Below are 25,262 nucleotides of genomic sequence, written 5' to 3' on the forward strand. Positions count from 1 at the left end.
GCAAAGAGCTTTCTCGCCAACGCTGAAACAAAAAGAAAATAAAGCACGAAAACACAATCGAGTAGACGGCCGTGAGCCATAAGCCCACGGTGCGCCTCTCACACCACTGTACGTACGGGTCTCGTATACAGCGGTTCATTGAATGACTACTTGCGTCCTTAAGTAATAGGAAAGCATTGATTCATACCCTTTTCTCCTAAGTCTTGACAAAGTGATAGTGGTGATCAAGATTGGACTTTGGGCTACTGCCCAGCCTCCTTTTCTCGTCCTGCTCCATGCGTATGCCTGGCCTTTATCAATCCCTAAGCGAATTAAGTTTTTACGTTTTCTCTCTGGCTTTTTCCAGTCGTGCCAAATACAATATCGAAGTCGGTTCCTTAGCCACTCATCGAGGGCTTTGAGCTTGACTTGTATGCTCGCTAGGCGGTAATTGTTTACCCACCCCCTGCATATTTCTGCCAATTTCTTGAGACGTTCTTCAAATTTGTAGGGTCTGGTTTTCTTGGTAATCCCTTTGAGTTTACGCTTGAGCGAACCCCAACTGCTTTTCTTTGCTACCAATTGGTACTTGCCTTTATCACCTTTCTTGTAAGTAGGTACAAACCCGTGACCAAGCAACTCAAAGTTGCTCGGTCTTCTGATTCCGCTTTTCTCCCTATTGATAGGTAGTTTTAGCTTACTTTGTAAAAACAAATAAACCTCATTCCCTATCCTCTTGGCTTCTGCTTTTGATTTCGTGTATATACTGAAATCATCTGCATAGCGGACGTATCTGTATCCTTTTCTTACAAATTCCTTGTCCAGCACATCCAACATAATATTGGATAGTAATGGACTAAGGGGTGAACCTTGCGGCATTCCTTTCCTACGCTTCATTAGCTTCCCGTTAATTAATATCGGGGCTCTAAGCCATTTGCGGATTAACCTCAAGGTAGTACGGCATTTGACCTTTTGGTAGAGGAGTTCCAGTAGGACAGCATGGTCTACTTCATCGAAAAATCCCTTAAGGTCTATGTCCACTATGTCCTGATATCCATCATTGATGTACTTCAAGGCTTGTGTCACTGCCTTATGGATATTCTTCTCTGGTCTAAACCCGTAGCTGTGGTCTGCAAAGTCAAGTTCATACTTGCTCATCAACACTTGGCTAACGGATTGTTGCAGCCACCTGTCTGTTACTGTGGGAACTCCCAACAGTCTTACTTTACCATTGCTTTTGGGAATCTCAACACCTCTGATAGCTTGCGGTACATAGCGATGGTTCAGGATGTCGGTCAATATCCTGTCCCGATTAGCCTCAATATGTGAGGTTAATTCCTGGACTGGCATGCCATCTACTCCTGATGCTCCTTTATTGCGCACCACTTGGCGGTACGCTTTGAGCAGATTCTTACGCTTAAGTACTTGTTCTATCATATGCGTTAATCTGTTACAAGCTGTTTGCTTAAGGATAGGCTACCCACAATTAGCGGACTCCTATCCGAATTAAAACAGCATTCAATGTTCGGTCCTTCATTGACTTGTGAGGCTTCCCTGCTTTGCAAGGCTCGTTGCTGTCAATTACTATGACCTCTGCTGACTTCTCTTTGATGTTCCAGACATCTAGAGACCTCCCTAGGTAAGGCACTTATCTTTCTCCCTATTTCTGCTACATCTACTCAATACCACTGACAGCACGGCCTTTGCAATGATGTGCTTGCTCGACCACGGTTGTTGAGCCTCCGTATGTAGTTTCTGTTCGTCAGAACAGGGATTTGCCGTTTGGCTTCCTTCAGTCAATGAATCGCTTCAACCGACCTTGCCACTTGCTAGTATGCTTCGCTGCTCGCATACAAGGGACTTGCACCCTCAAGATAATCTGAGTATCTTTCAACTCGTGCCATGCTAGGCACACACAATGTGTATAGTGCATAGCACCCTGCGGGATGCTACGACACCATACACGGAACGTTAGAAGCAAAACCAAATGGACAGAGTATCTGAACTTATAGCCGAAGCAATGGTTCATATTGAACAAAATCAATTTGAAAAGGCTGAGAGGCTTCTTAAAAATGCTTATGTCCTTGAAAGGGGAACAAGGTAGTTATCGAGGCACTTTTAGTAATTTATGCTGAACAAGAAGACTTGGAAAGCTCCTTGAATTTCGTTGAAGAACTATTAAAAATTGATCCTGATAATTTGGATATCCTCCTTCATAAGGCAAATTGTCTATATGATTTAGAAGAACTAGATGAAGCCTCACAGATTTATGATAGCATAATCTCGAAGAATCCTGAAAACTCTCTGGCTCTTAGTATGAGAGGTGCGCTTTACTACAAAAAAAATGATTTTGACTCTTCCTTAAATAATTTAAACAAAGCTTTAGAAATTGACAAGAAAAACTCTATTGCTTATTACCAAAGAGCATCAATATTGATGGATCAAAATCGGTTTAAGGAAGCTCTAAAAGATTTGAATAGATGTTTAAAAATTGACAAGAATAATTCAGATGCCCAATACAATAAAGGAAGAGTTTTGAGGGTGATGGGTAAGCATAAAAAAGCTCTGAAATATGTTGACAAGGCATTTAAAAATCTAGAAGAAGATTCAGAACAATATCATCAACGAGCAATAATTCTGAAAAATCAAAACAATCTTACAGGAGCACTTGAAGACCTTCAAACTTCATTAGAGCTTAACCCTCAGAATGCAGGCGCTTTTTATACCAGAGCTATGATTTTTTCTCGACAATCAAATTTTGAAAATGCCTTAAAAGACTTAGATTCTGCAATTGCAATTGGAAAAGCTGAACAAAAAGAATTTTTCTACAATGGATTTGCTGAAATTTACAAGAAACAGGGCAAATTCGAATTAGCACTGAAATATGCAATAAAAGCAACTAAGACGAATCCCGAGTTTTACTATGCTGAAGGAACAATGGCGGAAGTTTATTTCTACTTAAATGATAAAGACAACTTCTTCAAATCTTTGGAAAAGGCAGTTGAAAAGGGATTCAACCCAGATCAACTTGAAGAAAAAATCAGGAAGGAATATAAGCGGGACAATAAGTATAAGGACATAAAAAAAAAGCTTCTAACACGAGGCTACAAACAATATAGGACTTGCATGTAATTGAAAAATTTTCTCTTTTTGCTACTTTTATCAGATTGGTTAAGAAGAAGCTTTTAATCCTCCAAAGTTTTTAGGAGCTTAATTTTTTGCCTAAGTTAAAACAACATACTACAGATTGACAGAATATCCTAAAGACATAAAATTCAAATATAGTTGGAGAAAATACCAACAACGAGTGCTTGACGAATTACAAGACCACTTATCTGACCGACACTTACACGTAATTGCACCGCCCGGCTCTGGCAAGACCGTTTTAGGACTTGAAGTTGCTATCCGACTTAATAAACCGACTTTAATACTTGCTCCGACAATTGCAATTCGCAACCAATGGATACAAAGGTTTTGTGAACTTTTTCTTCAAACCAACATGACGCCTGATTGGATTTCGAGAGATATTCGCAATCCAAAATTTATGACTGTTGTAACCTATCAAGGACTTCACGCAGCTTGTAATAATTGGAGAGTTGAAGAAGAAGAAATAGATGAAGAAGAAGAAAACGAAGAAAATGGAAATGGCAAATCCACTAACTCAGAACTAGAAAGTATTGTAAGTGGATTAAAATCTCAAAATATCAAAACTATTGTTGTGGACGAAGCTCACCATTTAAAAAATGATTGGTGGCAAACGCTTACAAAAGTCAAAGATAGATTAGACCCGATTATTGTTGGCCTAACCGCTACACCTCCTTATGACGTAACAGCTACAGAATGGCAACGCTATATTGACTTAAATGGGCCAGTTGATACAGAAATTTCAGTACCAGAATTAGTGATTGAAGGGGATTTATGCCCGCATCAAGATTACGTTCATTTTACTTTACCAACAGAAAAAGAAAGCCTAAAAATTGTTGAATTCAGGCAGAACATTGAAAAGCTTTTTGAGGAAATAAAAAGTGACGAAACCATTATTCAGGCAATCGAGCAACATCCTATTTGGCAACATCCTACGGAGCATTTGGATTGGATTTATAGCAATCTTTCCTATTATTCGGCTTGCTTGATTTATCTGGAATCGAACGAAAAGGAAATACCTGAAACACATCTAGAAGTCATTGGCGATAAAAAGTTTGAAATCCCCAAACTTGATTACGAATGGATTGAAACGCTTTTAGATTTCTATCTATACAAAGAAAAGGAGCATTTCAATGAATTTGAAGAGCATCAAAAAACACTTGAAAACCGACTACGAAGATATGGAGCAATTGAAAGGCGACAAATCAACTTTTCGCACAACAAACGTCTAACAGGATTTTTGACTTCAAGTATTAGCAAATTAAACGGCATCAAAGAGATTGTTGATTTTGAATATAACCAATTGAGAAAAGACTTGCGATTGGTGATACTTTCTGACTTTATCCGAAAAGAATTTTTCATCAATGCGTCTGAAAACAATCTCGAATTGAACAAAATTGGGATCATTCCAATCTTTGAAAAATTAAGAAGAGAAAACAAGGACAATAAAAGAATTGCAGTCCTCACGGGTTCTATGATTATTATTCCAGTTAGTGCTTATGCTGCATTTGAAGCGAAGGCAGCAAAATATGGAATAACTCAAATCAATTCAAGTCCAGTTCCTTTTGACGACAGTTACGTATTAATAAACCAAACCGAGCAACTAAAACACGATATTGTTCATATTATAACTCAAATTTTTCAACGTGGAGAAATAGAAGTTTTGATAGGCACAAAATCCTTGCTAGGAGAAGGATGGGATGCCCCAGCTATCAATTCATTAATCTTGGCAAGTTTTGTTGGTTCTTTTGTGCTTTCAAATCAAATGCGTGGCAGAGCCATTAGAACTCAAAATGGAAATGGAGATAAAACAGGAAATATTTGGCACTTGGCATGCATCGATCCAACCTCGCCAACAGGTGGAGACGATTTTGATTTACTAAAAAGGCGATTTAGAAGTTTTGTGGGCGTTTCATTCGAAGAAGTGCCAGGAATTGAAAACGGAATTGGACGCTTGAACTTATCAGAAAACATACACCACAGTAAAGAAGTAAAGAAAAAGAATGTGGAAATGTTCATTTATGCAGGAAACAGAGAGAATTTAAAGCATAGATGGAAAACGGCACTTGAAACAGGCGTTACACTTGTTGAAGAAATCAAAATTCCATTTTCAGAAGAAAAAGAATACAAAGCCGTTAAGTCAATGTATTTGAATAAAACAATTCGAAACCTTCTAGCGACTTTGGGTTCAGGATTGATCGGTTTTGGTTTGGAAAGTCTACAAGGACTTAGTAGAGCAGCAAGAGACATAGAAACTACTCAAGATTTGTATGTATTCCTTGCAATTTTTGGAGCAATGGGAATGGTTATTTTTGGAAGACTTACTTTTAAAACCTTAAGATTATATTTCAAGTACCGAGATATTTCAAAAGACATTCAGCAAATTGGGGATGCACTCTTAAACTCCTTAATCAAAGCAGGAGCCATAAATACAGACTACTCAAAATTAAAGGTAGAAACCTCAGTAGATAATTGGGGTGCGATTTACTGCCATTTAGAAGGTGGGACGACTTTTGACAAATCAACTTTTATATCTGCACTTCAAGAAGTAATTTCACCAATTAACAATCCAAGATATGTGATTATCAGAAAGAACATTTTTATGCTTTTTGTTAAGCAAAAGGATTATCACTCCGTTCCAGAAATACTCGGAAGAAACAAGAACTTAGCAGAATATTTTAAAAACCAATGGGAACGACTCGTTGGTTCTTGCGACTTGGTTTTTACAAGGTCGCTTGAGGGTAGAAAATTACTTTTAAGGTCAAGAGTAAAATCCTTAGCAGCACAATTTGATGATGAAATAGAACACGTAAACAAGTGGAAATGAGAAAAGTACTCCACTCAACATTTAAGAAAACTGACTTTGATAACTTTCCTCCGATTGGTGGATTGATGGTTTCGAAAATGGTGAAAGTTGACAGAAAGAAGCCACTATTTATGACCAATAAAAAAAAAGAAATGATTCATGAAAAATGAAATAGATAATATTCTTTTTTCACGTTTTGTAAAACAAGCCATACCTTTTGAGTTTGTTTCAATTCAGGAGGTATACAAACGCGTTTCGGAAAGTAACTATGATTTATCTAAACCACACCGAATAGCTTTTAATGCATTAATTATTGTTTTAGAGGGAGAAAGTAGCCACTTCGTGGATTTTAAAGAAGAGGTATTATCACCTGGTGTAATTCTTCCATTAACCAAAGGACAGGTTCATTCATTTAACAAAGAACTTACCATAAGTGGCTATGTGATTTTATTTGAAGAAAGCTTCATCATTCAAAATACAAGCGACAAAAACTTATTTCACTTTCTTCAAATTTTTCATACCTCAAATATTCTAATCGGTAAAGAAAACTTTGTTAGCTTGAAACCTATATTGCAGTTAATTGAAAGCTTACTAACAGACATAGATGATAATTTGAAATCAGAAGTTGTTCATTCTGCTTTTTTGACCCTGCTCTTCCAAATCAAACGACTTGCCTGTAATCAACATAAATTTTTTGATACCCAAAGATTTAAGGACTTCCATCTATTTAAACAATTAATTAATAAACACTATAGTGAGATACATAATGCTAAAGATTATGCAGATAAGCTAAATGTATCTTACAATTATTTAAATGAAATTTGTAAAGAAATTAGTCAGAAAACAGCCAAAGAATTTATAGACAACTGGTTATTATTGGAAATAAAACGAAACATTTCAGAACAGAAATACACATCTCAGGAAATTGCGTTTAAAATGGGGTTTAATGAACCTTCTAACTTTATTCGCTTTTTTAAAAAGCATACTAAAATCACCCCGCTTCAATTTCAGGAAAAACTGAAAAAAACTCCCTCAATTAGAGATTGACTATCTAAAAAATCACATTGATAATCAACCAAAGACTACGCTACATGATATTTGTATCAAGTAAAATTTGATATAAAAAAAATAAAAATGGTAGCACAATCAGAAAGAACTTTAAAACAAGCAATTGAAAGTTTAATTAAGGCAGGAACAGCTTTTGATGTCGAACAACTGGAATTAATTTATCATGAAAACCTTAAAGTTTTTATGGTAGATGAGATAGGGCAGAGTTCTAAGTTAAACAAAAAGACTGTTAAAAGCATGTTTCAGTCGAAACGGGAAAATGGAGATGCTCCATTAAATAATTGGGCAGAATTTAGTCATATCGAGGCAGATGGAAATTTAGGCCATGTTATTGTAATTCGCAAAGTTAACCTAACTGGTATTGAACAACAATTTGTATTCAATATAGAGTTAATATGGGAGGATGACCGTTGGCAAGTCACAAGAGAAGTGGCCGTTGTTCAACCCTCAAAATAATAGTTCGTGCAAATCCTGCAAATCTGCGGGATTTGCATTAAACAATTGATTACCTATATATAATAATAAAAAATGAATAAAAGCATTCTAATTACAGGAGCAAATGGTAGGGTGGTACAAAATTGGAAAGCAGTATCTACTATTTCCTCCCTACCATTTACTGGATCATAGGCTCTTAAAACTCAGATTAAAAATAATCAAGAGTTTGCAGGGAATTGAAATATTCTCTCTTTTTGCTATCTTTATTATTCAGGTTTAGAAAGTGGGGTCTCCGCAACATTTTTTAGCCAGAACCTGAAAGCATTTCTTAGAACAATTAGCGAAATTGAGACGAAGGGCTAAATTTTTAATTGGATTAATAGGCATTATAGTAATTGGACTATTCGTTCCACAGAATTTTTCAATGCCTGTAGAAGGTGCAACAAGTAGAGATTATAATAAAAACTCATTTTGGTACTACCCTTGGGGAAAATCAGGAACACATAAAGGTGTCGATATTTTTGCTAAGAAAGGGACAACTTTAAATTCCTCAACATCTGGATTGATACTTTATGAAGGTGAGATTGAAATGGGGGGCAAAGTAATAATTATACTAGGTCCAAAATGGCGGATTCACTATTATGCGCATTTAGACGAAATAAAATCTTCCGTAGGCTGGATTAATAAAAACAAGATAATAGGAACTGTAGGTGATAGTGGTAATGCAAAAGGAAAACAGCCACATCTGCATTATTCAATAGTAACATTAATTCCCTACTTCTGGAGAATTGATTCAGAACAGCAAGGGTGGAAGAAGATGTTCTTTCTAAATCCAATTACGTATTTGAAGACAATCCGCAAATAAGAAATGCTTCCTGTCAGTAGCTATAAAAATATAGAGTGGCTTGTGTCGTTGGTTAGTTCAGTTCTTGTAGTTAATTTTACTACTGGGGTCAATTAATCACATAGTAGAGCCTTACATTTTGTGTCTTTGACCATTCGTCATTTAATATGAAAGTTAAAATAAGAAATATAGTATTCTTAAGTATACTGATAGCTTTAACTGGGTGTCCGATTTCTAGGAAGTGGACTGAAGAAGAAAGGGAAACGTTTAAAAAGAAATGTGAAAATCAAATTTACTTTGATCCTGACCCGATTTGTTTTACTGGCTTTTTATTTGAAGAAATAGATACTGTAACAGTAATTGAAAAGGATAGCTCAACAAATTTAGATACGTTATTCATTTATCCCGCTCAAAAAAGAAGCAAATACGATGAACAACAGCAGAAATACTGGGGATCTGCAGATGTTCAATTCAATGTAAATCATACTTACGAATTTTATCTTGGAACAGACACTCCCTATGTTCTCGATAATATGGAAATGATTATGTGGGCCAATTTACAATGACAGGGGAGGGATGGGGATGCGAAATGGGTAATTTTACGATTGATGACAAAAAATTTGAACACCAGGGAAATATTTACTTCAGAAAAAGAGGGTTTAAATATGACTGGGAATAAAAAGCGATCATACAGCAATAGCTAAAAAATCATAGTAGCCTTTCGGGATGGCAATACTTTTTAGCGGCACGGTGCTATACCATTTGAATGAAGAATACAATAAATATAGAAGAAAGGAAGCAAATATGGATAGCTTTATCTGAGTTCTATCTTGATACTGAATTGAAAGAATCGGATTTCAGAGCTATTGCTTTCAAAATTATTGAAAGTCCATACTCTTTTGATGAAGCGAGGGAAATCAATAAATATGAAGTTTTTCCTGTTTTGCAGTCCAATCTTTTGAGTGTTGCGGGTGAATGGGCAGCCTTTGACGAAAAGTGGCTTATTAACAACATAATTGATTCCTTAACTGATAGAAATGCAGTTAAAAAGATAGGAATTGAAAGTTCTTTTTTGACTTTTAAATGGATGCAAAAGGATTATTGGAAAAAACTTGAAAGAGTTTATCATCAGCTAAAATCCTGACTCTTTGGTATGGCTTATCGAAAAAATTGGAAGAAATGAATTGAGTCATTAGCCCACTAGTCCAAGATGAATAGATAACATTAGCAGTACCTGTCAGGTTTATAAGTATCAAAATTTGGTTTTACTTTTAACGATTATATCAGTAAATTTCTACAGGAATATTTTAACTAACACCACTTTTTAGGTAAAAGATGGCTTTATCAGAAGAACATATAGAAGAAATAGCTGGACTCCTCGATTGTGGATTGGTTTGCTTTTATCATAAAATAACCAAATCAATTGAATACCATCCTGACTCAGAGGAATTTTATTCCGTACCAGAACCTTGGCACGACATCTTGGATAAGATTCAAGCAGATAGGAATAATTACATCAGGTTTGAAAAAATGGATTCCAATCAGGCATTTCGAGTAATGGAGAATTTTGCCTGGTCTTTAACAGATATTGATTTTAGAGATCAAATCTTAGCCCGCCTTTCAAAAAGAAAACCCTTTCAACATTTTAAGTTTTTAATTGATTCTTCTGAGTATCGACAAGACTGGTTTGATTTTAAAAAGAAAGCGTACATTGAGTGGGTGAAAGAGCAGATTTGATTTATTTTCAACCATGTTCTAACGGACAAAAATTCAGACATAAAAAAAGCCTATCCAAAAAGTTTGAATAGGCTTTGTAGTGGTGATCCGTTCAGGATTCGAACCTGAGACCTACTGCTTAGAAGGCAGTTGCTCTATCCAGCTGAGCTAACCGAACCTAGAAAAACCCTTTTTATTTACAGGTGAGGGATTCGAACCTGAGACCTTCCTGAATTAAAAATCGGGATGCCCAATCAAGTTGAGCTAAAGGACTAAATCTATATCAAAGTTGGGAAAATTAACCGCTTTTCCCTTAAGCGAGTGCAAAGAAAAGCAATTCTATTTTTTTATACAAAGCTTTTCTCATGAATTCTCATAAAAATATTTCTTAAAATCTATTAAAGGCTGTAGATGAATAACTTAATTGAAAGAAAATTTTATGCTAAGCCCACCAAAGTAATCCCATCACCGCCTCTTTCTTCATGTTCGTTTTTCAATGACTTGATGTAATTATACTGTCTCAGGTAATCCCTGATAAATTTTCTTAGAATTCCGTCACCTCTTCCGTGCAAGATGCTGACTTCATTATAGCCTAACACCATAGCATCATCTATAAAGCGATCCACTGCCTGAATGGCTTCTTCTGCTCGCATTCCCCTAACATCAATTTGATGCTTGAAATTGGTACTTCGTTCTATCATGCCTGTTGAAGTGCCCGAGAAACTTTTCTTTTTCTCTTTTTTGATAGCAGTTTTGGACATACGCTCCAGTCGGTTCAGCTTAATTTTGGATTTTAGCTCTCCCAACATGATTTCAGCTTCTTTTTGTCCCAATGCTAAAACTTCACCTATGGTATCTTGGCCTTTTATTTTTACATAATCCCCAACCTTGATTTCACCGTCTGCTGATTTGAAAATTGGTTGAGAAGGCTTAGCTGGTTTGTTCTCGACAGGGGGCTCCATCTTTTGATCATAATCAGTGAGTTGCTTACGGGCTTTTTTAGTACGCTCCTTATCTGCTTGTGATTCTTTTATTTCTCTAATCGCCTGCTCAACTCTTTTATTGGCCTCTTTAATAATGGATTTCGCTTCTTGCTTGGCTTCTATAATGATTTGTTTCTTTTGGGTCTTGAGAAACTCATTAAGCTCATCATAATCCTGAGCACTTTTTTCCAGATGGCCTTCTCTTTTCTGAATTTCTTTAATCTTGCCTTCTAGTTCCCTTTTCTCTTTACCTAGTTGATTAAGAAGCTTATCATAATTTACCCGCTCTGTACCAATTTTGCCTTTTGCTTTATTCAAAATAGCAGGAGGGATGCCCATTTTTTCAGCCACTTCTATGGCAAATGAACTTCCTGGCTTCCCAATTTCCAGTTCATATAGCGGTTCTAGATTACGCTCATCAAATTTCATGGCACCATTGATGACATTTTGGTTCTTTACTGCAAAATTTTTGATATTGTCATAGTGAGTGGTGATTACTCCAAATGCTTTTTGGCTGTACAATTCCTCCAAAATAGATTCAGCAATCGCTCCACCGAATCTGGGTTCTGTTCCTGTTCCAAATTCATCTATCAAAAACAAAGTTTGCTTATTCGAATTCAATAAGAAATTCTTCATGTTTTGAAGATGGGAACTATAAGTACTTAAATCATTTTCAATACTTTGCTGATCACCTATATCTATAAATAAATTAGAAAAAATACCACAATTACTATCGGGATGGACAGGGATTAACAATCCACACTGCAGCATAAATTGCAAAAGCCCAACCGTTTTTAGCGCTACTGATTTACCACCCGCATTTGGTCCTGAAATAATCAATATTCGTTTATCACCTTTCAACTGAATGGAAAGCGGTATTACTTTTTTATTTTGCTCAGCCAGGCTCAATTTTAATAATGGATGCTCAGCATTTCTGTATTCAATTATCCTGGAGTTTTCCAATTGAGGGAGTACAGCCCCAATTTTTTGAGCAAATCTAGCCTTGGCTCTAATGAAATCCACTATGGCTAAAAATCGATATGCTTTTTCAAGATTTTCTAACTCTGGTTTTACCAAAGCAGTCAATTGGGTAAGAATCTTCACTATTTCCCTGCGTTCGGCATATTGAAGTTCTCGAACCTCATTATTCAACTCTAGAGCTTCTGTAGGCTCAATATAAACCGTTTGCCCCGTCCCAGACTGATCATGGATAAATCCTTTCACTCTTTTCTTATACTCTGCTAAAACAGGTATTACAATTCTTCCATCCCGGACGGTAATGGAAGCATCTTCAGGAGTGTATTTATTAGCCGAAGCTTGTTTATATATTTTTTCAACTTGCTTTCTAAGTTGTGCCTGGGCTTTAAAAATGTCAGTTCTAATCTGCTGCAAAGCTGGACTGGCATTATTTCTTAAAGCACCTCTCTCATCTATTTTAGCATCTATGGATTTATAGAGTGTAGCCTCTAAATTTACCGCTTTTCTTAAATTGAATAGGTTTGGATATTCTTCTTCAAATTCATCGAAGAAAGAAATACAATCCAAAATGGTTTTTAGACTTAGTTTTAAATCGAAAAATTCATCTTCTGTAAAAAAAGTACCATCTACTTTTGCTCTTTTAATGAAATGACTGACATCAATGAAATTGCTTGAAGGGAAATATTCTCCTGATTGAAATATTTTCAGAAACTCGTTTGTTTGCAGTAATAAGGGTTCGAGTTTTTCGAATTTTCTGATAAAGCCCATTTTGTCCACTATGGCTTGACCCAAATTGCTACTACATTCAGCAGATATCAGTTCTCTTATTTTATCAAAACCAATCCTTTGCTCAAAATCGAGGGGTAAAATCATAAATTTACTGAGGCTTTACTTTTTATCTTTTTTTGCATTTTCGACCTGTTCTCTAAGGCTGACAGTATCTATAACTATATCATAAACAGCTTCTAAGGTAGCTGGGTGATCCAAGTAGTATTTAAAACTTTCCTTATAGATAGAATCATTAGTATTATGATCTTCGAATATTTTCAACTCATAATGCCTTAAAACCACCTTTGCAGAATCCTGTGTTAAACCAATATTTGCTGCTTTGTGTTCAGCCAGGTAAATATCAGAGAGGATCACGGCCATTTTTTCAGGAGCAATAACACCTTTTGGTCGCTCTTCTTTTCCACTACAGGAAACTATTGTTAATATTGCGATGATGTAGATAAGTTTTCTCATTTTTATAGTAATATTACAATTGGCTTCATCAAATTCGTTGCCAATTATATTTTTGTAAACTGATATTGACAATTATCGTTATCTTTTTCGTTTGAGTTCTATGCGATGCAAAATTAACAATTTAAAAGACCTATTATGAGGGAGCTCTTTAAAAAGCTTCGAAAATATGAAATAAAAATTCGGAAAGCCGTCAATAATCAAATGCAGGGTGATTTTCATTCTGTATTTAAGGGCTCGGGTTTGGAATTTGATGATGTGCGCCCATATCAATATGGAGATGATGTGCGAACCATCGATTGGAATGTTTCCGCTAAAGGACATGGTACTTTCGTCAAAACATTTAAGGAAGATAAGGAACAGAATGTTTATTTTCTGATAGATGTAAGTGCATCTCAGGAAATTGGCTTAGAAGGCAAACAAAAATCAGATATTGCAAAAGAGATTGCTGGCATTTTGTGTATTTCTGCTTTAAAGGAAGGTAGCCAAGTCGGTATGGTTGGTTATTCTGATCAAAGAGAATTGTATGTAAAGCCAGGGAAAGGACAAAAGCATGGCTATTATGCGATAACGAGATTATTTGATTTAACTCCAAAATCTTTAAAAACTAGTTTAGATAAAGCACTTTCTTATTTATTAGGCTTGGTTAAAAGAAGAAGTGTTATATTTTTGATCAGTGATTTTGTAGATGAAGGCTATGAACATCATTTGAAAGCCTTGGCTCGTAAGCATGATTTAATAGTCATCCATATTAAAGATAAATTGGAAACTGATTTACCAATGTTGGGTATAGTTCCTATTAAAGATAAAGAGACAGGCAAAACCAGATGGGTGAATACTTCAAGTGCTACTTTTAAAAAGCATTTTCAGCAAAAAAATAAAGATCATTCGGCTGAATTAAAAGATATTTGCAAACGGAATCAAGCTGATTATTTATTGATCGATACGCAGGAAGATTATACCTCCAAATTAATTAAACTATTTAAAATCAGGAATTTAAGCAAGAAAAAAGCATGAAGAAATACGGGTTGAGCTTAATTTTCAGTCTTGCATGTATTATAAATTTATTAGGGCAAAAAATTGAGCCTAAAGGAAAATTCCTTCAGGACAGTATGGCAATTGGTGAGCCTATACAATATAGCTTAAGTATCCGCTATCCTGCCGATTTTCAAATATTAATGCCTGATTCTCTATATGACTATGCTCCATTTGAATATACGAGAAAGCAGTTTTTTCCCACAAGAACAGATAGTATTCAAAGTTTCGATAGTGTAGTTTATACTTTAACATCTTTTGAAATTGATAAAGTCCAGAATTTAAAGCTTCCCGTTTTTATAATTCAGGGTGAAGATAGTACAGCGGTATATGCGGAAATGGATTCAATTTATTTAGAAGAGCAAATTCCAGTAGTGAGTGATAGTTTACAAATGAAAACAGATACCATCATTTCAAAACTGGATAGAGATTTTAATTATCCTTATTTGATCGCTTTTCTGATTGCGCTTGGAATTGTCATTTTATTAGTGATTATAATTTTTGGTAAGAAATTAAGAAAGAAATGGCGAATCTGGAGACTAAACAAACGCCATAAGAAATTTAGAATTTCCTTTGAAGAAAAATTATCTTCAGTAGGAGAGATGCCTGTAGAAAAAATTGAGAAATTACTTTATACCTGGAAGAAGCACGCTGAATTTATTTCCAAAACTCCTTATGCCAAGCTGACCAGTAAAGAGATAAATCAATTACAACAGGATGAAGAATTGTATGAAAATCTGAAGTCAATAGACAAAACAATTTATTCTTCAAAAGGAAGACAGAATGCTACAGAGGCTTTTCAATTCCTATTGAATTATACCGATGTTATTTTAGAAGAAAGAATTAAAGCAATCGCAGATGGAAAGTAATAATTGGTTTAGTTTAGATTGGTTTTCACCTGAAAGGCTTAAAGCTTTTGAATATGAGTTTCCTATGGCTTTCTATGCCATGATTGCTTTGCCTATCATTTATTTGTTGGTAGAATGGTTGAAATCCAGGTTTAGCCCTAAAGTGCCAGTTGCATTTAGAGGTGAGGGAATTGGGTTTCAGTTTTCTTCTATCTTGAGATTTATTCCCTTAGTTCTTTTATTGTTTTCAGCTCTTTTGATGTTGCTGGCTTTAGCCCGACCACAACAAACCAATGAGCGCGTGGAGCAATGGACAGAGGGAATTGACATCATGCTGGTGATGGATATATCAGAATCCATGAAGATTCAGGATTTCACTCCTAATCGACTTGAGGCCGCTAAGCAGGTAGCCAATGATTTTATAGATGGCAGATTTCAGGACAGAATAGGGTTGACCATTTTTAGCGGAGAAGCTTATTCCTTATCTCCATTGACTACAGATTATAAAATGCTCAAAAATCAAATCACTGATATAGATTTCAAAATGATGGAAGCTTCTGGAACTGCCATTGGAAGTGCCTTAGCAGTAGGCACCAACAGAATGCGGGAGTCAGATTCAAAATCCAAAGTATTGATCTTATTGAGTGATGGGGATAATAATGCAGGAAATATAGATCCTGAAACGGCTGCAAAACTGGCCAATGCTTATGATATTAAAATCTATACCATTGCCATCGGGAAAGAAGGTAAAGTGCCTTACGGGAAAGATTTCTTTGGAAGAACCCGATATATTGAAAACTCTATGGACGTGACAGGTCTTCAAAATATAGCAGAGATAGGAGAGGGAAAGTTTTATAGAGCAACGGATAATCAAGCCTTAGAAGAAGTTTTTAGCATAATTGATGAATATGAAAAAGCTGAAATAAAAGAAACCCGTTATAAAGATACTAAGGACTATTATGATGTCTATCTGAAATGGGCTATAGTCTTATTCCTGTTCTGGATGTTTACCAAATCGACTTATATTTCGAATGTTTTAGTGGATTAAGGATTTAAAATCTAAAGTATTTCTGGACTGTCGTATGTGGTTATAACTATCTATTAATGGGCTCAAATTTCCCCTTTTGGGATTAAGGGGCTAGGTGCTTAGCCGTATCAGCTATCAAGGTATTATGCCCAGCTTCTAAAATCACATGCTCATATTCTTTTACATGTTGTAATAAATCCATCATATTTTCTGCTGTAATGATTTTATCATATTTGCCTGTGAACATCATCATGGGGATCTTATTCTGGTTGATAAGGAAGGCAATCAATTTTAAATCAAATTTCAAATGCCTGAAAACTACCCAAGTTAAATAAACTCTTCTTCTTTTTTCTCTAGTGTTCATTTGGGTATTGGCAAATTTCAGTAAACTTTTATCAACCAAGCCCATTTTTTTTGTGAAAGTTAAAATCTGATAGAAGTATTTCGGCTTCACTATCATTGCCCTAAAAAATCTTCTAAAAGAATTAGGGTAGGTTGCCAAACTGTACCAAAATGAAGTTTTTATTCCATCTGGTGCAATTAATAAAAACTCTTTTATTTTTCTTGGAAATAGCTCTAAACTAGCTAAAGCAAATTTTCCTCCCATGCTATAACCTACAACTGCAAATTTTTCAATTTGATGTTTTTCCAAAAGAGATTTTAATATTACTTCCCAATCTTGCTTTTCCAAGGCTTGGTTTCTGTCCTTCCATTCACTATTCCCATGATAATAGATGTCAAATGCATAAACAGTATATTCATCCCCTAATAATTCAGAAAAGGGAAGATATACTTCTTTTGATTGCCCAAACCCATGAAAGGCCAAAAGAGGGGTTTTTCCATTTCCAGCTATAGAATAATATAAAATATTCTCTCCAAATTTTATGTGGTTATACTTCATTTAGAAAAAACTAATTGATTGTTTACTTAGCAAAAGCCAAATTTAAAGTTATAATATAGTAAATCACAAAATATACTCAACTCCTTAATATTCAGTAGGTTAAAATATATTCATGAATTTTCAGAAAATTTATAAACATAAACTACCTTTGCGCGTTGGAAACCGAGGAAACTTTCAATCTATTTTAAGTTTCTTTAGTATTAGCCGCAATATAAGAATTTGAGTACAGAGAAAAACATATTAGAAGGAGCAAAAAATTTATTCATGCAATTTGGCTTGAAATCTATTACGATGGATGACATTGCCAGAAAGGTAGGGGTAAGCAAAAAAACTATTTATCAATTTTTTAGTGATAAAAACAGTATAGTTTTTAAGTCAGTGCATGAACATTTTTCAGAGCATAGAATGGAGATTGAAAATGTACTTGATAATAGTAAAGATGCCATTGAGTCCATCTATCGTATCTCAAAATGTATGAAGGTACAAGTTGAAGCTATAAATCCTACTGTTTTATATGATTTACAGCGTTATTTTCCTAAAGCTCACAAAAGATTTTTAGAATTTAAAAACACTTTCATCAAAGATAGAATGGTTAAGATTCTGGAAGATGGGATTGAATCAGGTTACTTTAGAAAGGAAATTAATCCTGAGATTCTTATTATTCAACGAATTGAACAAGTTCAATTGGCCTTTAATAATGATATTTTCCCTAGAGATAAATTTGATTTTAAAGAAATACACGAACAATTATTTGACCATTTTTTACATGGTATTTTAACAGTAAAAGGAAAACAGAAATATAATCAATATTTAAATGAAGAGCAGGATGCTTAACAAAATCAGTTTTTTTTGTGCAGTCGCTATTTTATTGCCTTTAGGCATAATGGCACAAGAGGAAATTACTAAACCCATGAGTTTGGAAGAATGTGTGAATTACGCATTAGAAAACAACAGAAATTTAAAATCTACCAGATTGGAGGAGGCCATAGCAGAGACTCAGGTAGGAGAAACTCGCTCAATGGGATTGCCACAGGTTAAATTTCAGACAGGGATGAATTATAATTATGAGGTTCAAAAGGCTTTCTTACCTGAAACTTTTGTAAATCCTCAAGGTGATCCTGAAAATTCAATTGCTGCACCTTTTGGAGTTAATTATGATGGAAATGCCAATTTTTCAATTTCTCAGTTACTTTTTGACGGTTCTTATTTTGTGGGTTTACAAGCAGCAAAAACCTTGAGAGAACTTAGGCAAAAAGAATCCAATCAATCTGAAGTTGAAGTAGTTGAGGCTATTACTAAGGCATATTATTTGGTATTGATATCACAGGAACGCTTAGAATTATTAGATGCAAACCAAGGACAGTTAGAAAGAGTATTGGAAGAAACCAAAGCATTATATGAAAATGGATTTGCTGAAAAAATCGATGTCGACAGGATTACTGTTAATTATAATAACATTCAAACAGAAAACAATAAGGCGAAAAGAAACTACAATGTTTCTATGAACATGCTCAAATTTCAGATGGGAATGTCATTAAATTCACCATTAGAGCTTTCTGGAAGTATTTCAGGTTTGAATTTGGAGGTAGGAGAGTATTTAAATAAAACGGAGACCTTCGATTTCAGAGAAAGAGTTGAATACTCTGTTTTACAAACCAATCAGGATTTGGCTAATTTAGATCTTAGAAATAACAAAGCCACTCTATTGCCAAAATTATATGCTAATGCTAACTACGGCTGGAATACAGGTACAAACCGAACCTCTGAACTATTCCAGTTCAACGACAGATGGTTGAGTTTTGGAGCAGTTGGTCTTAGCCTTCAGTGGGATTTATTTACAGGTCTGAACCGCTCTAGCAAAATGGAGAAAAATCGCATTCAAATAGAACAGATTGAAATCCAGAAAGAGCAATTGAAAAGCTCTATTAATATGGAAATTACCCAAGCTGAAAATGATTTAAAATCTGCCAAGGAAAGTTTGGATGTACAAAAGCAAAATATGGAATTGGCATTATCGGTTTATGAACAAGTTGAAACCAAATATAAAAATGGAATAGCAAGCAGCCGAGAGTTATTGGATGCTGAAACCTCAAAAAAAGAGGCAGAAACCAATTATTACAGCTCTTTGTATGATGCTGTGATTGCTAAAATAGAATTAGAAAAAGCATTAGGAATACTTTATTGATTTGATAAATATGAGACCAACTATAATAATGAAAAATATAATTTTACTACTTGCACTTACCGCTTTGATAGGAGCCTGTAATGGAGGTTCAAATACAGAAAAGCTAAAATCAAAACTTGAAAGATTAGAAAAGGATATTCAAGCTAAAACTATTGAAGCTGCCGAATTAAAAGAAAAAATAGCCGAGCTAGATCCAGAATTTTCGAAAGTAACTGATCAATCGGTTTTAATTAAATCAGAAACTATTAAACAACAGGATTTTAAACACAAAATACAAGTTCAAGCTGAAGTGGCTTCGCGCAAAAATATAACTATGGGAGCCGAAACCATGGGTAGAGTTACTCAAGTCAATGTGTCACCGGGTGATATGGTAAAGCGGAATCAACTCTTAGTGAAATTAGATGCTCCTACTACTGAAAATAGCATCAAAGAACTGCAAACTGCATTGGATTTAGCAAAGACTATTTTTGAAAAGCAAAAAAATCTGTGGGATCAGAAAATAGGAACAGAAGTTCAATATTTAGAAGCCAAAAATAGGAAGGAATCTCTTGAAAGACAGTTAGCTACTGCAGAATCCCAATTGGCTATGGCCTATATTAGAGCACCCTTCAATGGAAGAATTAATGACGTAAGTGTCAATACTGGTGAATTAGTACAACCAGGAATGCCTATTTTGAACATGGTGAGTCAGGAAGAAATGTATTTAAAGGCAGCTGTATCGGAAGATTATATCAATGACTTTAATCAAGGAGATTCTGTAGAAGTATATTTACCATCCATCAAAAGGTCATTTTCCACAGTGGTAAGTTCTGTAAGTTATGTTATAAATCCAGCTAATAGAACATTCCAATTAGAAGTGAAAGTAAACGAGTTTGTGGATAAGCTTAAACCTAATCAATTTGCTAAGTTAACCTTAGTTGATTATGAAAATGAAAATGCTATTGTAGTGCCTTCTGATGTTGTTCAACAAGATAATATTGGCGATTTCATCTACGTAGTGAAATCAGAAAATAATCAAAACAAAGCACAAAAAGTAAGAATTGAGAGAGGCAAATCATATGAAGGAATGACCGAAATCCTAAAAGGCTTAAAAGCAGGTGATAAAATTATCTCTGAGGGTTATAGGGAAGCAGTGAGTGGTATAGCCGTTCGTTTAGCACAATAATTTCGAAAAAAGATATTTATGAGCGATCAAAATAAAAAGAAAGTAGAGAAGGAGTTTGGGCTTACTTCTTTGTCGGTCAATAACAGAACTACCGTTTATGTGTTGGCTTTACTAATAGTGATTTTAGGAGTATTTTCTTATGTAAATTTACCTAAGGAAAACTTCCCTGAAATTTCACAGCCAACAATTTATGTGGGTACTCCACATCCAGGAAACTCTCCTGCAGATATGGAAAAATTGATAACTCGTCCACTAGAAAAGGAAATCAATACTATTTCTTCTGTGGATAATATCAAATCCACTTCCGTACAAGATTTTTCAACAATCATCATTGAATTCACCACTGAAACGGATGTAGACGAAGCATTACAAGAAGTAAAGGATGCGGTAGATCAAGCTAAATCCGAGCTTCCATCAGATTTACAGGATGATCCGAATGTATTTGAGTTGAATGTGGCTGAATTTCCAATTATGAATATTAATCTTTCAGGAAATTATAGTGTGGAGACCTTAAATTCTTATGCTGAATACTTAGAGGAGGAAATGGAAAAATTCCCTGAAATGTCTAAGGCTGAAATTAGAGGAGTGGATGAAAAGGAAGTTCGCATTATGGTGGATCCATTGCAAATGGAGGCTCGAAAAATTAGTTTCAATGACATAGAAACAGCCATTCAACAAGAAAATATGACCATGTCAGGTGGTAATATTAAAATGGGTAAAATTAGAAGAACGGTAGCGATTTCAGGTGAATATGAAGATCCTTCAGAATTGGAAAACCTGATTATTAAGAATGAGAATGCCGACATTGTTTACCTTAAAGATATAGCGGAAATTGAATTTGATTATAAAGAAAAGCAAAGCTATGCTCGATTGAATAATGAGGCTGTAGTAATGGTGGATGCAGTGAAAAGAAGTGGTGAAAACTTATTAATTCTTACTGAAAAGATTTATGAAGTAGTTGATAAAGCTAAAGCAGAAGTTTTTCCTGAAGATTTGGTAGTTACGATTACAAATGATCAATCACAACAAACGCGTGATCAAGTAAGCAGCCTTGAGAATAATATAATATCCGGTGTGATATTGGTTGTTTTAGTGCTTTTATTCTTTTTAGGAACTCGAAATGCACTTTTTGTGGGTATTGCAATTCCTATGTCCATGTTTATGGCATTTATGATTCTTGGAGCCTTAGGAATTACCATTAATATGATTGTATTGTTCTCCCTTATCATGGCTTTGGGTATGTTAGTGGATAATGGAATTGTAGTGGTGGAAAATGTATATCGCTTAATGGAAGAAGGATATTCTCCTATTAAAGCGACTAAAATCGGAGTAGGGGAAGTAGCTTTGCCAATTATTTCTTCTACAGCTACCACTTTGGCAGCTTTCTTACCACTGGCTTTTTGGCCTGGTATAATAGGGGAGTTCATGAAATATTTGCCTATTACATTAATCATCACTCTGGGTTCTTCTCTATTTGTGGCATTAGTAATCAATCCAGTATTCATTGCTTCTTTCATGAGATTGGATGAAGGCGGAAAAATGGATTACCGAAGAATTTGGAAAATAGCAGGAATCTCATTCGTAATAGGAACAATTTTCATTTTACTTAAAGTATATGCTATAGGTAATATAGCCATTTTATTTGGTGCCTTAGGATTGTTAAATACTTATGTTTTGACCCCTCTTTCAAGGAAGTTTCAAAAAGTATTTTTACCTGCATTAGAAACCATATATTCAAGGACATTAAGCTTTGCGATAAGAGGTAGGAACCCTTACTTCTTTTTAGGTGGCACTGTCCTAGCTTTGATTGGCTCGGTTATGCTAATGGGTGCTTTTACTCCAAATGTTTTATTCTTCCCTGAAAATGAGCCGAAATATGTAAATGTTTTTGTTGAATTTCCAGTAGGGACTGATGTGGAACATACTAATAAATTTTCTACCAAGATTGAACAAGAGGTAAAAAATGTAATAGAACCCTATCAAAATATAGTTGAGTCTGTCGTGGCTAATGTGGGAAGAGGAGCTAGTGACCCAAGTGACCCTACTGCAATGGGGCAATCAGACACTCCAAATAAAGCCAGGATTACTGTAAATTTTGTGGAATTTAAATTTAGAGATGGAATATCTACCACAAAAGTGATGAATGAAATTAGAGATGCTGTTTCAGATAAATATGCAGGGGTTTCCATCACAGTTGATAAAGACCAGGCGGGACCACCAACTGGGAAACCATTAAATATTGAAATTAGCGGAGAAGATTATGATAAATTGATTCAAATAACCGAGGATTTGAAGGTATTTATCAATAATCAGAATGTTGGAGGGATAGAAGATTTAAAAACTGATTTAGAAACTGGAAAACCGGAATTAACCATCAATATAGATAGAGAAAGTGCGAGAAGGTTTGGATTAAGCACTGCAACTATTGCCAATGAGATTCGAACTGGTTTGTTTGGTAAGGAAATATCTAAGTACAAAGAGGGCGAGGACGACTATGAAATCCAATTGCGCTATAATGATGAATATCGTTATGATGTCAATGCTTTGATTAATAAAAAGATTACTTACAGAGATCAATCCTCTGGTAAAGTTAATCAGGTGCCGATTAGTGCTGTGGCAGATGTTGAATATACCAGTACTTATGGTTCTATCAATCGTAAAGAATTGGATAGGGTAGTAACTGTGTACTCTAATATTTTAGATGGTTATAATGCGACCAACGTCAATAACCAACTGAAAGCTGCAATGAAAGATTTTGAGGTGCCCACAGGTTATGAAGTGAAATTTACAGGTGAGCAAGAGGAGCAAGCTGAGGAATTAGAGTTTTTGAGTGTCGCACTTTTACTGGCAGTATTTTTAATATTCTTGATAATAGTAGCACAATTCAATAAACTGACTGCTCCGTTTATTATTATGAGTTCGGTTATTTTCAGTACAATTGGTGTGTTCTTAGGATTGGTTGTTTTTCAAATGGATTTTATCATTGTGATGACCATGATCGGAATTATTTCATTAGCTGGAATTGTAGTAAACAATGCTATTGTACTAATTGACTTTATAGAAATTAGTAAAGCCAATAAGAAGTTGAATTTGGAAGAAGGCGAAAGTTTAACTTATGAAATGGTTAAAGAAGCGGTGATGTTAGCAGGTAAGACTCGTTTAAGACCTGTATTGTTAACTGCCATCACCACCATTCTAGGTTTAATTCCTTTGGCAATTGGATTCAACTTTGACTTTATTCAATTGTTTACAAGCTACGATCCGGATTTCTACTTAGGCGGAGATTCCGTTATGTTCTGGGAGCCAATTTGTTGGACTATTATTTTTGGTTTGACATTCGCAACCTTTTTAACATTGGTAATCGTACCTGTTATGTATCTTATTGCAAATCAATTAAATGCAAAATTTGGTATAGGCAGATAAGAAAGCTTGATGTTGGGGGTAGGAAGCTCGAAGTTTCCGCTGTCATTCTCTGAAATAAGTTGACCGTTTTTAATCGAATAAAGTTATGATAAAAACGGGAAAACGTATCAAAGCCAGGAAGAGATTTTCTGAGGAATTCAAGCGTAAAATCGTAGGTGATTTTGAAAAAGGCATTATGAGTGTCTGTCAAATGGAGAGACATTATAATATATCAAATGTCACTATTTACAAATGGATTTATAAATTTTCTTCTTATAATGAGAGAAATGTCAGGATAGTTGAGATGAAAGACAGTCAATTCAATAAGGTCAAGGAGCTTGAAGAAAAAGTTAAAGAGCTGGAGCAGGCAGTAGGTCAAAAGCAGATAAATATTGACTATTTAGAGAAGATGATAGAGTTGGCGAAAGAGCAATATGATATCGATATCAAAAAAAACTTCAATACCCCACACTCTGGTGGTTCCAAAAGAACAGGGAAAGAATGAGCTATAGCCTAAACAAACTTTACAGGGCAGTTGGGACAAGCAAGCAATCAGTCCATCAAGCCAAGCAAAGACAGTTTTCTTTTGATAAAGAACTGGAAGAGTTGGTAAAGTTGGCGGATCAAATCAAGAAGGTTCATCCGGGTTGTGGGGTTGAAAAGATGTACTATACGCTTAAACCTAAGTTTATGGGCAGGGATAAATTTTGCGAGATATTTATTTCACTGGGTTATGGAGTAAATCCTGAGAGAAACCACCGTAGAACTACGATAAGAGGTGTTATAAGCTATCCTAATTTAATAGAAGGCATGCAGATAACAAGGCCCTATCAAGTGCTTCAGAGCGATATAACCTATTTTTATCTCCATGAAAGGTTTTACTACTTGATATTTATCGTAGATGTCTATACCAGAATAATATTAGGTTACAGGGTCAGTGACCATATGAGAAAAGAGGCAAACTTAAAGGCACTGCAAATGGTATTGAAATCAACGGGTGCTGATTTAAGAGATAGCATACACCATTCGGACAGAGGGGCTCAATACAGCAGCTTAACCTACACCGGTGAGCTGAGAAAAAACGGCATGCACATTAGCATGGGTGAATATGCCACCGATAATGCCTATGCTGAAAGGGTCAACGGAACAATTAAAAATGAATACTTGAAAAAATGGGAAATAAGGAGTTTTAACGATTTAAAAAGGAAAACAAAAAATGCTGTTGATCATTATAATCAATCTAGGAAACACAGAGCATTTAAAATGGAACATTCTCCTAATGAATTTAAAGAGAATTTATTAACTTTAAATGCCCAAGATAGACCGAAGGTGATTATTTACACCGAGGGAAGGAAAAACTTCCAAGGGGCATCGAGCCCCTTAGAAGTTTGCCCAAGAAAAGAACCTCAGGCTCATAATTGCCCGTGGGATTATAAAATGAATGTTTAACCAAAACGGTCAATGCTATTTAGGGATCGACACGCTCTCAACTTCATACTTCTAACTT

22 protein-coding genes and 1 tRNA gene are annotated in these 25,262 nt (G+C 35.2%); 18 read left to right on the forward strand and 5 right to left on the reverse strand.

Features of this window, described 5'->3' with window-relative positions:
* Nucleotides 1–135: 135 nt before the first annotated feature.
* Nucleotides 136–1,416 (reverse strand): group II intron reverse transcriptase/maturase, encoded by a 1,281-nt coding sequence (ltrA, locus tag ABWH96_RS10550; protein ID WP_375578447.1) that lies wholly within the window; start codon nucleotides 1,414–1,416, stop codon nucleotides 136–138.
* A 708-nt stretch (nucleotides 1,417–2,124) separates the two neighbouring features.
* Between ltrA and ABWH96_RS10555 the strand changes: the two genes are divergently transcribed.
* The 9 genes from ABWH96_RS10555 to ABWH96_RS10595 all read left to right on the forward strand — a co-directional run bounded on the left by ABWH96_RS10555 (nucleotide 2,125) and on the right by ABWH96_RS10595 (nucleotide 10,013).
* Nucleotides 2,125–3,111, forward strand: coding sequence for a tetratricopeptide repeat protein (locus ABWH96_RS10555; RefSeq protein ID WP_375581415.1), 987 nt, complete (start codon nucleotides 2,125–2,127; stop codon nucleotides 3,109–3,111).
* A 115-nt stretch (nucleotides 3,112–3,226) separates the two neighbouring features.
* Nucleotides 3,227–5,950: a DEAD/DEAH box helicase family protein gene (locus ABWH96_RS10560; RefSeq protein ID WP_375581416.1), complete on the forward strand. Its 2,724-nt coding sequence runs from the start codon at nucleotides 3,227–3,229 to the stop codon at nucleotides 5,948–5,950.
* Nucleotides 5,947–6,099, forward strand: coding sequence for a hypothetical protein (locus ABWH96_RS10565; protein ID WP_375581417.1), 153 nt, complete (start codon nucleotides 5,947–5,949; stop codon nucleotides 6,097–6,099). The genes ABWH96_RS10560 and ABWH96_RS10565 overlap by 4 nt, the downstream gene beginning before the upstream one ends.
* Entirely contained in the window at nucleotides 6,089–6,976 is an 888-nt protein-coding gene (locus ABWH96_RS10570) for a helix-turn-helix domain-containing protein (protein ID WP_375581418.1), read from the forward strand. The genes ABWH96_RS10565 and ABWH96_RS10570 overlap by 11 nt, the downstream gene beginning before the upstream one ends.
* A gap of 87 nt (nucleotides 6,977–7,063) precedes the next feature.
* A complete protein-coding gene (locus tag ABWH96_RS10575) occupies nucleotides 7,064–7,453 on the forward strand; it encodes a hypothetical protein (RefSeq protein WP_375581419.1) in 390 nt (129 codons plus the stop codon).
* 403 nt (nucleotides 7,454–7,856) lie between these two features.
* A complete protein-coding gene (locus tag ABWH96_RS10580) occupies nucleotides 7,857–8,297 on the forward strand; it encodes a M23 family metallopeptidase (RefSeq protein WP_375581420.1) in 441 nt (146 codons plus the stop codon).
* Nucleotides 8,298–8,443: 146 nt separating this feature from the next.
* The gene (locus ABWH96_RS10585) at nucleotides 8,444–8,842 is read left to right on the forward strand and encodes a hypothetical protein (protein WP_375581421.1); all 399 of its coding nucleotides are present in this window, start codon (nucleotides 8,444–8,446) and stop codon (nucleotides 8,840–8,842) included.
* Nucleotides 8,843–9,042: 200 nt separating this feature from the next.
* Entirely contained in the window at nucleotides 9,043–9,420 is a 378-nt protein-coding gene (locus tag ABWH96_RS10590; RefSeq protein ID WP_375581422.1) for a hypothetical protein, read from the forward strand.
* Nucleotides 9,421–9,611: 191 nt separating this feature from the next.
* The gene (locus ABWH96_RS10595; RefSeq protein WP_375581423.1) at nucleotides 9,612–10,013 is read left to right on the forward strand and encodes a UPF0158 family protein; all 402 of its coding nucleotides are present in this window, start codon (nucleotides 9,612–9,614) and stop codon (nucleotides 10,011–10,013) included.
* A gap of 80 nt (nucleotides 10,014–10,093) precedes the next feature.
* On the opposite strand, the gene ABWH96_RS10600 is transcribed toward ABWH96_RS10595, so the two are convergent.
* The 3 genes from ABWH96_RS10600 to ABWH96_RS10610 form a co-directional block, all read right to left on the reverse strand.
* Nucleotides 10,094–10,171 (reverse strand) — tRNA-Arg (locus ABWH96_RS10600).
* Between the two features lie 258 nt (nucleotides 10,172–10,429).
* Nucleotides 10,430–12,826 (reverse strand): endonuclease MutS2, encoded by a 2,397-nt coding sequence (locus ABWH96_RS10605; RefSeq protein ID WP_375581424.1) that lies wholly within the window; start codon nucleotides 12,824–12,826, stop codon nucleotides 10,430–10,432.
* A gap of 15 nt (nucleotides 12,827–12,841) precedes the next feature.
* Nucleotides 12,842–13,195 (reverse strand): DUF4296 domain-containing protein, encoded by a 354-nt coding sequence (locus ABWH96_RS10610; protein WP_375581425.1) that lies wholly within the window; start codon nucleotides 13,193–13,195, stop codon nucleotides 12,842–12,844.
* Between the two features lie 135 nt (nucleotides 13,196–13,330).
* On the opposite strand from ABWH96_RS10610, the gene ABWH96_RS10615 reads away from it, so the two are divergent.
* From ABWH96_RS10615 to ABWH96_RS10625, 3 genes are read left to right on the forward strand one after another with little or no spacing between them, the layout of a single operon-like run.
* The gene (locus tag ABWH96_RS10615; protein WP_375581426.1) at nucleotides 13,331–14,209 is read left to right on the forward strand and encodes a DUF58 domain-containing protein; all 879 of its coding nucleotides are present in this window, start codon (nucleotides 13,331–13,333) and stop codon (nucleotides 14,207–14,209) included.
* On the forward strand, nucleotides 14,206–15,096 hold the full coding sequence (locus ABWH96_RS10620) for a hypothetical protein (RefSeq protein WP_375581427.1): 891 nt from the start codon (nucleotides 14,206–14,208) through the stop codon (nucleotides 15,094–15,096). The genes ABWH96_RS10615 and ABWH96_RS10620 overlap by 4 nt, the downstream gene beginning before the upstream one ends.
* Nucleotides 15,086–16,123 (forward strand): VWA domain-containing protein, encoded by a 1,038-nt coding sequence (locus ABWH96_RS10625; RefSeq protein ID WP_375581428.1) that lies wholly within the window; start codon nucleotides 15,086–15,088, stop codon nucleotides 16,121–16,123. The genes ABWH96_RS10620 and ABWH96_RS10625 overlap by 11 nt, the downstream gene beginning before the upstream one ends.
* Before the next feature lie 82 nt (nucleotides 16,124–16,205).
* Here the strand turns inward: ABWH96_RS10625 and ABWH96_RS10630 are convergent, their stop codons facing one another.
* Nucleotides 16,206–17,003 (reverse strand): alpha/beta fold hydrolase, encoded by a 798-nt coding sequence (locus ABWH96_RS10630; protein ID WP_375581429.1) that lies wholly within the window; start codon nucleotides 17,001–17,003, stop codon nucleotides 16,206–16,208.
* Nucleotides 17,004–17,222: 219 nt separating this feature from the next.
* Here ABWH96_RS10630 and ABWH96_RS10635 point away from each other — a divergent pair, with 219 nt between their 5' ends.
* The 6 genes from ABWH96_RS10635 (at nucleotide 17,223) to ABWH96_RS10660 (ending at nucleotide 25,204) form a co-directional block, all read left to right on the forward strand.
* On the forward strand, nucleotides 17,223–17,837 hold the full coding sequence (locus ABWH96_RS10635; protein WP_375581430.1) for a TetR/AcrR family transcriptional regulator: 615 nt from the start codon (nucleotides 17,223–17,225) through the stop codon (nucleotides 17,835–17,837).
* Nucleotides 17,830–19,188, forward strand: coding sequence for a TolC family protein (locus ABWH96_RS10640; protein WP_375581431.1), 1,359 nt, complete (start codon nucleotides 17,830–17,832; stop codon nucleotides 19,186–19,188). The genes ABWH96_RS10635 and ABWH96_RS10640 overlap by 8 nt, the downstream gene beginning before the upstream one ends.
* A gap of 28 nt (nucleotides 19,189–19,216) precedes the next feature.
* The gene (locus tag ABWH96_RS10645) at nucleotides 19,217–20,353 is read left to right on the forward strand and encodes an efflux RND transporter periplasmic adaptor subunit (RefSeq protein ID WP_375581432.1); all 1,137 of its coding nucleotides are present in this window, start codon (nucleotides 19,217–19,219) and stop codon (nucleotides 20,351–20,353) included.
* An 18-nt stretch (nucleotides 20,354–20,371) separates the two neighbouring features.
* Nucleotides 20,372–23,776: an efflux RND transporter permease subunit gene (locus tag ABWH96_RS10650; RefSeq protein WP_375581433.1), complete on the forward strand. Its 3,405-nt coding sequence runs from the start codon at nucleotides 20,372–20,374 to the stop codon at nucleotides 23,774–23,776.
* Nucleotides 23,777–23,861: 85 nt separating this feature from the next.
* Entirely contained in the window at nucleotides 23,862–24,260 is a 399-nt protein-coding gene (locus ABWH96_RS10655) for a transposase (RefSeq protein ID WP_375577609.1), read from the forward strand.
* Nucleotides 24,257–25,204 carry an IS3 family transposase gene (locus ABWH96_RS10660; protein ID WP_375577610.1) on the forward strand — a complete coding sequence of 316 codons (948 nt, stop codon included), beginning with the start codon at nucleotides 24,257–24,259 and terminating at the stop codon, nucleotides 25,202–25,204. Before ABWH96_RS10655 ends, ABWH96_RS10660 begins: the two co-directional genes overlap by 4 nt.
* Nucleotides 25,205–25,262: the final 58 nt, after the last annotated feature.

The organism is Marivirga tractuosa, from assembly GCF_042140215.1.
GTDB classification, from domain to species: Bacteria; Bacteroidota; Bacteroidia; order Cytophagales; family Cyclobacteriaceae; genus Marivirga; species Marivirga tractuosa_A.

Bases quoted from the DNA above. Each gene is read 5' to 3' on its own strand.
- ABWH96_RS10570 (WP_375581418.1), top strand. From the start codon at position 6,089: ATGAAAAATGAAATAGATAATATTCTTTTTTCACGTTTTGTAAAACAA.
- ABWH96_RS10625 (WP_375581428.1), top strand. From the start codon at position 15,086: ATGGAAAGTAATAATTGGTTTAGTTTAGATTGGTTTTCACCTGAAAGG.
- ABWH96_RS10620 (WP_375581427.1), top strand. From the start codon at position 14,206: ATGAAGAAATACGGGTTGAGCTTAATTTTCAGTCTTGCATGTATTATA.
- ABWH96_RS10595 (WP_375581423.1), top strand. From the start codon at position 9,612: ATGGCTTTATCAGAAGAACATATAGAAGAAATAGCTGGACTCCTCGAT.
- ABWH96_RS10615 (WP_375581426.1), top strand. From the start codon at position 13,331: ATGAGGGAGCTCTTTAAAAAGCTTCGAAAATATGAAATAAAAATTCGG.
- ABWH96_RS10580 (WP_375581420.1), top strand. From the start codon at position 7,857: ATGCCTGTAGAAGGTGCAACAAGTAGAGATTATAATAAAAACTCATTT.
- ABWH96_RS10575 (WP_375581419.1), top strand. From the start codon at position 7,064: ATGGTAGCACAATCAGAAAGAACTTTAAAACAAGCAATTGAAAGTTTA.
- ABWH96_RS10610 (WP_375581425.1), bottom strand. From the start codon at position 13,195: ATGAGAAAACTTATCTACATCATCGCAATATTAACAATAGTTTCCTGT.
- ABWH96_RS10590 (WP_375581422.1), top strand. From the start codon at position 9,043: ATGAAGAATACAATAAATATAGAAGAAAGGAAGCAAATATGGATAGCT.
- ABWH96_RS10660 (WP_375577610.1), top strand. From the start codon at position 24,257: ATGAGCTATAGCCTAAACAAACTTTACAGGGCAGTTGGGACAAGCAAG.
- ABWH96_RS10645 (WP_375581432.1), top strand. From the start codon at position 19,217: ATGAAAAATATAATTTTACTACTTGCACTTACCGCTTTGATAGGAGCC.
- ABWH96_RS10605 (WP_375581424.1), bottom strand. From the start codon at position 12,826: ATGATTTTACCCCTCGATTTTGAGCAAAGGATTGGTTTTGATAAAATA.
- ABWH96_RS10655 (WP_375577609.1), top strand. From the start codon at position 23,862: ATGATAAAAACGGGAAAACGTATCAAAGCCAGGAAGAGATTTTCTGAG.
- ABWH96_RS10650 (WP_375581433.1), top strand. From the start codon at position 20,372: ATGAGCGATCAAAATAAAAAGAAAGTAGAGAAGGAGTTTGGGCTTACT.
- ABWH96_RS10630 (WP_375581429.1), bottom strand. From the start codon at position 17,003: ATGAAGTATAACCACATAAAATTTGGAGAGAATATTTTATATTATTCT.
- ABWH96_RS10565 (WP_375581417.1), top strand. From the start codon at position 5,947: ATGAGAAAAGTACTCCACTCAACATTTAAGAAAACTGACTTTGATAAC.
- ABWH96_RS10640 (WP_375581431.1), top strand. From the start codon at position 17,830: ATGCTTAACAAAATCAGTTTTTTTTGTGCAGTCGCTATTTTATTGCCT.
- ltrA (WP_375578447.1), bottom strand. From the start codon at position 1,416: ATGATAGAACAAGTACTTAAGCGTAAGAATCTGCTCAAAGCGTACCGC.
- ABWH96_RS10585 (WP_375581421.1), top strand. From the start codon at position 8,444: ATGAAAGTTAAAATAAGAAATATAGTATTCTTAAGTATACTGATAGCT.